This window comes from Saccharothrix sabaoui (assembly GCF_051756985.1).
Lineage (GTDB): Bacteria > Actinomycetota > Actinomycetes > Mycobacteriales > Pseudonocardiaceae > Actinosynnema.
Genome location: NZ_JBPKJK010000292.1, coordinates 1 through 5097 on the forward strand (window position 1 = coordinate 1; position 5097 = coordinate 5097).

The window sequence follows — 5097 nt, forward strand, 5'->3', positions numbered from 1 at the left end:
GTGCGGGTGCGCCACCCCGGCGTGGAGGCGCTGCGCGGGGTGTCGCTGACCGTCCGCGAGGGCGAGCGGGTGGCGGTCATGGGCCGCAACGGGTCGGGCAAGTCGAGCCTGCTGTGGGCCGTGCAGGGCACCGGGAAGCGCTCCGGCGGCGAGGTCGCGGTGGACGGCGTCGACCCGGCCGCGCTCAAGCCCGGACCCCGCCGGGCCGCGGTCGGCCTCGTGCCGCAGCAGCCCGCCGACCTGCTGTACCTCCACGCGGTGCGCGGCGAGTGCGAGCAGGCCGACCGCGAGTCGGGGCGGCCCCCGGGCACGTGCCGGGAGCTGCTGGACCGGCTCGCGCCGGGCGTCCCCGACGACCGGCACCCGCGCGACCTGTCCGAGGGGCAGCGGCTGGCGCTCGTGCTGGCCGTCGCGCTCGCGCCGCGACCCCGGGCCGTGCTGCTCGACGAGCCGACGCGGGGCCTGGACTACCCGGCGAAGACCCGGCTGGCGCGGGCGCTGCGCGACCTGGCCGACGCGGGGCACGCGGTCGTGCTGGCCACGCACGACGTCGAGTTCGTCGCCGAGTACGCCACGCGGGTGGTGGTGCTGGCCGACGGCGAGGTCGTCGCGGACGGCCCGACCGCCGAGGTGGTGACCGCCTCGCCGGTGTTCTCCCCGCAGGTGGCGAAGGTGCTCGCGCCCCGGCCGTGGTTGACCGTCGCGGACGTCGCCGACGCGCTGGGCGCCCGGTGAACGCCCTGCGCGTGCGACCGCGCGCCACCGTCGCCCTCGCCGTGGCCGCCGCGATCAGCGTGGTGGCGTTCGGCTGGCCGCTGCTGGTCTCCGCCGACGCGGGCCTCGCGCGCGGCGTCGGCGCGCCGTGGGTGTTCGCGCTGCTGCTGCCGCTCGTGCTGGCCGTGGTGCTGGCCGAGCTGAGCGAGGGCGGGATGGACGCCAAGGCCGTGGCGGTGCTGGGCGTGCTGTCGGCGCTCGGCGCGGCGATCCGGCCGCTGGGCGCGGGCACGGCGGGCATCGAGGCGGTGTTCTTCCTGCTCGTGCTGGGCGGGCGGGTGTTCGGCCCGGGGTTCGGGTTCGTGCTGGGCAGCACGATGCTGTTCGCCTCGGCGCTGCTGACCGGCGGCGTGGGGCCGTGGCTGCCCTACCAGATGCTCGGCGCGGCGTGGGTGGCGCTGGGCGCGGGCCTGCTGCCGAGGTGGCGCGGGCGGGCGGAACTGGTGCTGCTCGCCGCGTACAGCGCGGTCGCGTCGCTGGTGTACGGGCTGCTGCTCAACCTGTCGTTCTGGCCGTTCGCGCTGGGTGCGGCGAGCACCTCGCTGTCTTACCAGCCGGGCGGCCCGCTGGTGGACAACCTGGTGCGGCTGGTGCTGTTCAGCCTGGCCACGTCGCTGGGCTGGGACGTCGGCCGGGCGATCACGACCACGGTCCTGGTGCTGGTCACCGGCCCGGTGCTGCTGCGCACGCTGCGCCGCGCCGCGCGCCGGGCGTCGTTCGCCGACCCGGTGTTCGTGGACCCGGTGCCGCCCGGCGCCGTCACCGGGGCAGCAGCGCCGCCACCTCCGCCACCGCGTCCAGCACCTCCGGCGAGACGAACCCGCTGACCCGCTCCGCCTCGGCCACGGTGACCGTGGCGCGCTCGCGCCCGGCCCCGTAGTGCTCGCCGCTGAACGCCACGTCGCCCAGGCCGAGCACCGCGCCCGGCAGCGGGCTGATGTCGCCGGAGCCCGGCTCGTCCATCAGCGCCTGGAACTCCCGCGCGTCGGCGCGCGAACCGAACTCCACCCAGGCGACCGAGACGACCATCGCGTTGCCCGCGTCGTCGCCGACGGTGAACAGCACGCGGTCCATCGAGGCGCACCCGGTGCGTTCGAGGAACTCCCGCACGCCGCCGAACGAGGCCGCGACGCAGTCCGCGCCCTCCCGGGCGCTCCGCGCGTGCGCCCGCAACCCCATGCGCAGCCAGGCCCCCTCGGCGTCGCCCCGGCGGGCCAGGTCGGCGCCCTCGGCCTTGCGCGCGGCGAGGCTCAACCCGGAGCCACCCGCGCCGGACTCCCCGCCGGGGCCCGCGCTCAGCCCGACCGCGCCGCCGTACCCGACGGCGCTGAGCGCGACAAGGCCGGCCAGCAGCAGCCCGCCCTTGCCCCCGCCGCCGGAGACCGGGCGCACCCGGCCCCGGTCGTCGGTGTAGAAACCCTTGGCCACGGTGACCTCCTCCCCCGGAGCACAGGTGTAGCAACCGCGGGGGAGGTCGTGACCCGATTTTCGCGGAGGACCGCTCGATCAGCGCAACCCGCGAGTTCGGTCCGCATCAGCGCCGCCGGTCGGCCAGCAGCAGCGCGAGCCCGAGCACGGACATCACCAGGCCGATGCCGTAGGCGGTGCGGTAGCCGAAGTGCTGGGCCACGCCGAGCAGCGGGCCGGAGGTCATGGCGCTGATCTTCGCGGTGTTGGTGTAGAGGGTGGTGGCGTAGCCGGGGCGGTCGGGCGCGAGGTCCTGGAAGTAGGAGATGCCCACGCCCATGACCGCCGCGATGACGACGGCGTGCAGCGCCTGCGCGGCCATCACCTGCCAGGTCGCCTGGGCGAGGAGCACGACCGAGTAGTAGGCCAGGGCGAGCGCGCCGCCCGCGAGCACCAGCACCCGGTGGTCGAACCGGGTGGCGAGCGCGCCGAAGCCGAGCATCAGCGGGATCTCCAGCGCCGCGCACAGGCCCAGCACCAGTCCCGCGTCACCGGCCGTGCCGCCGAGGTCCTCGGTGACGAACAGCGGCATCGCCGCCACGCCGACCGCCGTCGCGCCCTGGAGCAGCACGAACGCCGCGGAGGGGAGCACGAACCCGGTGCGCCCCCCGGGCCGGTGGTCGACGGCGTCCGCGCCGGCCGCCGGCGCCGGGCCCAGGCGCGGCAGCCAGAGCAGGACGGCGACGGCGGCGAGCAGGTACACGGCGGCGGTGGCGGCGAACAGGCCGGTGAACCCGACGGCGGTCATCAGCAGCGCGCCCAGCGGCGGGCCGCCGACCCACGCGATCGACTGGGTGGTGCGCAGGCCGCTGATCGCGAACGCGCCCTTGGTGGACCGCGACCGGTCGACCAGTTGGCGGGCGTAGGCGAACATCTGGGGGATGAAGGTCGACGCGAGGGCGGACAGCGTCACCGACACCGCCAGCAGCAGCCAGTAGTCGCGCAGCACGGCGTGCAGCGCCCACGCCGCCGCGCCGCACGCGGTGGCCACGAGCATCACCGCCCGCCGGATGTCACGGGTGTCGGACAACCGCCCGACCAGGGTGCTGACCACGAGCGACACCAGCGCCCCGACCAGCAGGAACGCGCCGACCGCGACCGGGCCGGCGTGCAGTTCCTTGACCAGGAACAGCGCCATGAACGGCGAGACCAGCGCGTAGCCGATGCCGACCAGCAGGCTCACCGAGACCAGCGGGACGAATGGCCGGGAAGCCGGAGGGACACGAGGTTCTCTCACAACAGCCACCCGCCGATCCTCGCCGCCGGTCGCGCGGGGACAAAACCGATTTGCCCCCCGTGGCCGGTGAGAGCGGTCACACGGCGGGGTCAGCCGGTGGCGCGCACCAGCAGGACGGCCATGTCGAGCGGCAGGTCGCGCACGTCCACGAGGGTGAGGCCGTTGGCGGCCAGCAGGTCCCGGTACTCCCCCGTCGTGCGCTCCCGGCCCTCGGCGGTGTTGGCCATCATGTGCACGTCGAACGCCCGGGGCAGCGGCGAGGGCCGGTCCTCCCGGATCGGGCGCTCCACCATGGCCAGCAGCGAGTCGCCGGTCATGGCCGCGCGGACGTTGCGCAGGATGAGCGAGCAGCGCTCGTCGGCCCAGTCCTGCATGATCCGCGACAGCAGGTACAGGTCGGCCCCGGCGGGCACCGGGTCGCGGAAGAAGTCGCCCGCGACGACCTCGGCCCGGTCGCCGCACCCGCGCCCGTCGAGCACCCGGCGCGCCGCGCCGGTGACGTGCGGCCGGTCGAACAGCACGCCGCGCAGGCCGGGCGCGGCGCCGAGCACGGCGGCCAGCAGCCGGCCGTCGCCGCCGCCGACGTCGACCGCGGTGCCGCGCGCGGGCAGGTCCAGCAGGCCGGGCACCAGGTCCAGGAAGCTGGTGCCCGCCGCCATCAGGCCCTCGAACAGGCGGGCGTCGGCCGGGTTCGCGGCGTAGTGCTCGAACGGCCGCGCGCCGTGGACGTGCTCGAACGCGCTGCCGCCGGTGCGCACGGCGTGCTCCAGCGCGCCGAAGGAGCGGTAGAACAGCCCGCCGTAGACGCGGGCCAGGTCGCGCTGGGACCCCTCCGCGTCGGCGCGCAGCATCGCGCCGACGTCGGTCAGCGACCACCGCTCGCCCTCGCGGTGGAACACGCCCAGCTCGGCCAGGAACGCCAGCAGGCGGCGCAGCCGGTCCTCCACGACCTCGGTGCGCGCGGCGAGGTCGGCGGTCGTGCGGGGCCCGTCCGCGAGCAGGTCGGCCACGCCCAGCTCGGCCGCCACCGCCACCGCGCGGGTGCGCCAGGCGCCGGTCACCAGGTCGAGCACGGCGCGCCGGGCCCGGTCGGGCGGACCGGTGTGCAGCGCGAGCAGCGCGGGGCGCGGGCCGGGCAGCCGCAGCTCCAGCGCGGTCGGGCCGCGGAAGCGCAGGGACGTCGCCCGCTCGTCGTGGTCGCCGCCGTCGGGTCGCAGCCCGGCGTCGAGCAGCGTCGCGCGCACGCCGCGCAGCAGCACCTCGTCGTCGGTGCCGGCGGTGAAGACCAGGCGGTGCCCGCCGTCGTGCGCGCCGTCGCGCACGACGGTCACCTCCACCTCGCGCGGGCACCCGTCGACCCGGCCGCGCACCACGTGCCCGTCGCCGGGGTCGTGCACCGGGACGCCCAGCCCGGTGAGCGCGTCGACGACGTCCCGCGCGTCGTCGGCGGCGACCGCCAGGGCGACGTGGGTGAACTCCAGGTGGCGCGCCAGGTCGGCCGGGACGCCCGGCACGCGGGCCAGCGCCCCCGCCGTGCCGGTGTCCCGGGCGAACCGCACCGCCTCGGCCAGCACCCGCCGCGCACCGGTGACCGTCACGGGCATGTCCCGTCCTCCCAC

The 5097-nt window shown here is 76.7% G+C and carries 5 protein-coding genes; 2 read left to right on the top strand and 3 right to left on the bottom strand.

The genetic code is table 11. The features are described 5' to 3' along the window. A partial coding sequence (locus ACR807_RS40975) for an ATP-binding cassette domain-containing protein (protein ID WP_438926943.1) occupies positions 1 to 735 on the top strand: 735 nt, incomplete at its 5' end. Beyond that, the gene (locus ACR807_RS40980) at positions 732 to 1601 is read left to right on the top strand and encodes an ECF transporter S component (RefSeq protein ID WP_438926944.1); all 870 of its coding nucleotides are present in this window, start codon (positions 732 to 734) and stop codon (positions 1599 to 1601) included. The genes ACR807_RS40975 and ACR807_RS40980, both read left to right, overlap by 4 nt. Here ACR807_RS40980 and ACR807_RS40985 read toward each other — a convergent pair. From ACR807_RS40985 to ACR807_RS40995, 3 genes are all read right to left on the bottom strand, one after another. Next, positions 1534 to 2202, bottom strand: a complete 669-nt coding sequence (locus ACR807_RS40985; protein WP_438926945.1) for a hypothetical protein — start codon at positions 2200 to 2202, stop codon at positions 1534 to 1536. The two genes, ACR807_RS40980 and ACR807_RS40985, sit on opposite strands and share 68 nt — an antisense overlap. A gap of 106 nt (positions 2203 to 2308) precedes the next feature. After that, positions 2309 to 3424, bottom strand: coding sequence for a sugar efflux transporter (locus ACR807_RS40990; protein ID WP_438926946.1), 1116 nt, complete (start codon positions 3422 to 3424; stop codon positions 2309 to 2311). Between the two features lie 143 nt (positions 3425 to 3567). Continuing rightward, positions 3568 to 5097: methyltransferase (locus ACR807_RS40995; protein WP_438926947.1), on the bottom strand; the 1530-nt coding region annotated here is incomplete at its 5' end.